We start from the raw sequence: 4,727 nt of genomic DNA on the forward strand, positions 1-4,727 counted from the left end.
AATTCAAATTACGGTTATTCTAATTTCAATTATACTTTCTGCTTTCTTTTCAGGAATGGAAATTGCTTATATTTCTGCTAATAAATTTCAAGTTGAATTAGAGAAGAAAAAAGCAGGTTTTATTGCTAAAATACTTACCAAACTAACTTCAAAATCTTCAAAATTTATTACAACAATGTTGGTTGGTAATAATATTGCTTTGGTAGTTTATAGTTTTTTTATGGGAGAATTTATTATAAATATGTTACCTATAAATGAATTAAATGAGTTTTCTATATTAATAATACAAACAGTAATTTCAACATTAATAATTTTAGTTACTGCTGAATTTTTGCCAAAAGCTATATTTAGAATTTATGCCAACGAAACACTTTTGATTTTTGCACCATTTGCATACTTTTTTTATATTATTTTTCACTTTATTTCGGATTTTATAACTTTAATTTCAGACTTCTTTTTAAAAGTATTTTTTAATTCTTTAAAAGTTGTTAGCCAAACCGAATTTAGCAAGGAGGAATTGGGTAATTACATTCTTAAGCAACTTGAAAATTCGAAAAGTAGTGAGGAAGTTGATTCTGAAATTCAAATTTTTCAAAATGCTTTAGAATTTGATAATGTGAAAGCACGTGAAATAATGATACCACGAACAGAAATTTTTGCGGTTGATATAAATGAAAGCATTCCTAATTTAAAAGCCTTATTTATTAAAACAGGTTATTCTAAGATATTAGTTTATAAAGATTCATTGGATGATGTTTTGGGCTACGCACATGCGTTTGAATTGTTTAAAAATCCAAATACAATACAATCAATATTATTACCAGTTGAATTTGTACCTGAAAGTATGATGATTAACAATGTGTTAAATGTTTTAATTAAAAAAAAGAAAAGCATTTCTGTTGTTTTAGATGAATTTGGAGGAACTTCTGGTATAATAACGGTTGAAGATATTGTAGAAGAATTGTTTGGAGAAATAGTTGATGAGCATGATACTGTTGAATTGTTGGAAAATAAAATTAATGATAGAGAATATGAGTTTTCTGCACGTTTAGAAGTTGATTATTTAAATGAAACTTACGATTTAAATATCGAAGATAATGAAGCTTATGAAACCCTTGGAGGTTTTATAGTTTATTATAATGAGGATATTCCAAAACAAGATGAAATTATTGAAATTAACAATTTATATTTCAAAATGTTGAAAGTAGACTCATCAAAAATTCTTGAAGTTTATGTAAAAGTACTAGATATTGTAGATTAATTTCAATCCCTACTAAAAATAGCTAACTTTTCCTATTAATTATGAAGTTTTAACTTTCATAATTAAATACTAAATTGTATTTTCGCACACTGTAATAAAAGAAAAATAAAATGGCAATATTATCAAAAATTAGAGATCGTTCAATGTTCCTAATCCTAATTGTAGGTTTAGCACTATTTGCATTTGTTCTTGATCCAAGCTCAATTCAACAATTTTTTAGTTCAAGTAAAGTAAATTCTGTAGGGCAAATCAACGGAGAAGATATTGACCGTGATGAATTTGCACAACAAGTTGAAGCTTATAAAACTCAAAGTGGAGGAAGAGCAACTCAAATGCAAGCCGTAAATGCTGTATGGAATAGCATGGTAAGTGAAAAAGTTTTTCAAACTCAACTTGAAAAAGCAGGTATTGTTGTTGGTGAAAAAGATATTTGGGATGCTATGATTGCATTACCAGAAATTCAAAATTCGCCATTATTCAAAAATGAAATTAATCTTTTTGATGAAGAAAAGCTTAAGGAATATATTGCTAATATGAAAGATGAAGCTGAAACAGGCAATAAACAAGCTTGGATGAATTGGTTAGCTACTGAAAAAAGTATCAAACAAAATTTAGAGCGTCAAGCGTATTCATCTTTAGTTTCAATTGGTTTAGGTGCTTCTTTAGAAGAAGGTAAGAGAGATTATATGTTTGATAACACTAAAATGGATGCAAAATATGTTTTTGTGCCTTATAGTTCTATTCCAGACAGTATAAGCCTTGTATCTAAAGATGAAATTCAAAAATATGTTGAAGAAAATTCAAAAAGATTTAAGCCAGAAGCTACTCGTACTTTAAAATATGTAAAATTTGATATTGTACCATCAGAAACTGATGATGCCAATGCTAAAATTTTAGTAGAAGGTTTTATTAGTGATAGAGAAGAATATAGTAATGCTGCAAAAACTACGGTTAAAATTGCTGGATTAAAAAATACTTCTAACTATGAAGCATTTTTAAATGATAATAAATCAGATTTAGCTATAGATAATGGATATAAATATAAAAGCCAGCTTCCTGTAACTATTTCAGAAACTGTTTTTGAAGGTTTAGTCGGTGATGTTTTTGGTCCTTATAAAGACAATGGTTATTATAAAATATCTAAAATTGTAGAAACGTTACAATTGCCAGATTCCGTAAAATCTAGCCATATTATTGTTCCTTACATAGGTACAACAAGGTCTACATCTACTAAAACTAAAGATGAAGCTAAGAAAACAATTGATAGTATTTTTACTTTAGTAAAGAATAGTAAAACAAAATTTACTGAAATTGCAGATGTAGTTAATTCTGATGGAACAAAGGGAAAAGGTGGTGATATTGGATGGGTAAGAAAAGATCAAGCTTTTTCGCCAGGTTTTGATAAAGATTTTGCTGATTTTATTTATAAAAATAAAACTGGAAGTATAGATGTTGTTGAAACAGCATTCGGTTTTCATATTATTAGAATAGATGAGCAAACAGCTCCTGAGAAAGTAGTTAAATTAGCAACTTTTGCTCGTTTAATTGAAGCTTCTGAAGAAACTGAAAATATAATTTTTGAAAAAGCTGAAACATTGACTTCAAATTTAGCTGACGGAAAAAAATTGGAAGATGTAGCTACAGAATTAAATTATAACGTGCAATCAGCAGTTAATTTAAAAGCTTTATCTGAAAGTATACCTGGTTTAAACAATCAACGCCAAATAGTTCAATGGTCTTTTGATCAAGAAAGAGAATTAAATGATTCTAAACGTTTTGATATAGATGTTCTTGGTAAAAGAGGTTATGCAGTTGTCTTATTAAGCGGTAAAACTGAAAAAGATGGAATTGTATTAAGTTCTGATATTTTATTAAATGTACGTCCAGAACTAACAAACAAGAAAAAAGCAGGACTAATTATAGAGAAAATGAAAGGAGCTACTTTAGAAGAAATTGCTCAAATTACTAATACTACTGTTCGTACTGCATCTTCAGTTACATTAGCAAGTCCGTTACTTTCAGGTGTAGGAAATGAACCTGCAATTGTTGGAGCGATGTCTACTTTAAAATTAGAGGAACTTTCTGATAAAATTGAAGGTGAAAAAGGAGTGTTTGTTGTGATGGTAACTAAGAGAGAAGCTTCAGTAGAATTAGAAAACTACGAAACTTTCCGTAATAAAATAGTAACTAAATTAAAAGGTAGAAGCTACCAATTATATCAAGTATTACAAGATGCATCGGATATACAGGATAACAGAAGTAAATTCTATTAATAAATAAGATAGATATCATATATTTAAAACCTGCTCAATTTAATTGAGCAGGTTTTTTTTGTTTAGTTCTATTCTATGCTTATTAAAGAAAATCAAGAACTAATATTTTTTATAAGAATCAATTAGAAAATAAAATAAGTTACAAGGGAAAATATCTAAAAGTTACCTTTGAAATTAATTGTAGCTTCTAATTTTAGTTGAAATAAACTCAACTACTTAAAATAGGGCAAATAAAAAACCTTCAAAAGGAAGTTTTGAAGGTTTTTTTAAAATAGATTATTGGTTATTAACAACTAATGGATTGCTAATAAAACTTGAATGAATTAGCCATTCATAGAAATTAAAAATTCATCATTTGATGTAGTGTACTGGATTTTATCTTTAATAAACTCCATTGCTTCTACAGGATTCATATCTGCTAAATATTTTCTAAGTACCCACATACGTTTAACAGTTTTAGGGTCTAATAGTAAATCATCTCTACGCGTGCTAGATTTAACAAGATCAATAGCTGGATAAATTCTACGGTTAGAAATATTTCTCTCTAATTGAAGTTCCATATTACCAGTTCCTTTAAATTCTTCAAAAATTACTTCATCCATTTTTGATCCAGTCTCTGTTAAAGCAGTTGCAATAATTGTTAATGAACCACCATTCTCAATGTTACGTGCAGCTCCAAAGAAACGTTTAGGCTTGTGTAATGCGTTTGCATCAATACCACCTGATAATATTTTACCTGACGCCGGCGCAACTGTATTATAAGCTCTAGCTAAACGAGTAATTGAATCTAATAAGATAACAACATCATGGCCACATTCAACCAATCTTTTTGCTTTTTCTAAAACAATATTGGCAACTCTAACATGTTTTTCTGCTGGTTCGTCAAAAGTTGAAGCAACAACTTCACCTTTTACACTACGCTGCATATCTGTTACCTCTTCAGGTCTTTCATCAATTAATAAAATAATTTGATAAACTTCAGGATGATTGGAAGCAATAGAATTCGCAATATCCTTAAGTAACATGGTTTTACCAGTTTTAGGTTGAGAAACAATCATTCCTCTTTGCCCTTTTCCAATTGGTGAAAACAAATCCATAATTCTTGTTGAAAGAGTACTTCCTTTTCCAGCTAAATTAAATTTTTCTTCTGGGAATAAAGGTGTTAAATGCTCAAATGAAACACGGTCTCTTAC

General features: G+C 28.7%; 3 protein-coding genes. 2 read left to right on the forward strand and 1 reads right to left on the reverse strand.

Going from position 1 to position 4,727, the window contains the following annotated elements:
* The first annotated feature begins 1 nt into the window (after position 1).
* On the forward strand, positions 2–1,261 hold the full coding sequence (locus Q0352_RS09020) for a hemolysin family protein (protein ID WP_299526856.1): 1,260 nt from the start codon (positions 2–4) through the stop codon (positions 1,259–1,261).
* A 110-nt stretch (positions 1,262–1,371) separates the two neighbouring features.
* Positions 1,372–3,534, forward strand: coding sequence for a peptidylprolyl isomerase (locus Q0352_RS09025; protein ID WP_299526858.1), 2,163 nt, complete (start codon positions 1,372–1,374; stop codon positions 3,532–3,534).
* 323 nt (positions 3,535–3,857) lie between these two features.
* Here Q0352_RS09025 and rho read toward each other — a convergent pair.
* Positions 3,858–4,727: transcription termination factor Rho (gene rho / locus Q0352_RS09030; protein WP_299526860.1), on the reverse strand; the 870-nt coding region annotated here is incomplete at its 5' end.

The sequence above is a fragment of the uncultured Lutibacter sp. genome, assembly GCF_937891065.1.
Classification (GTDB): Bacteria; Bacteroidota; Bacteroidia; order Flavobacteriales; family Flavobacteriaceae; genus Lutibacter.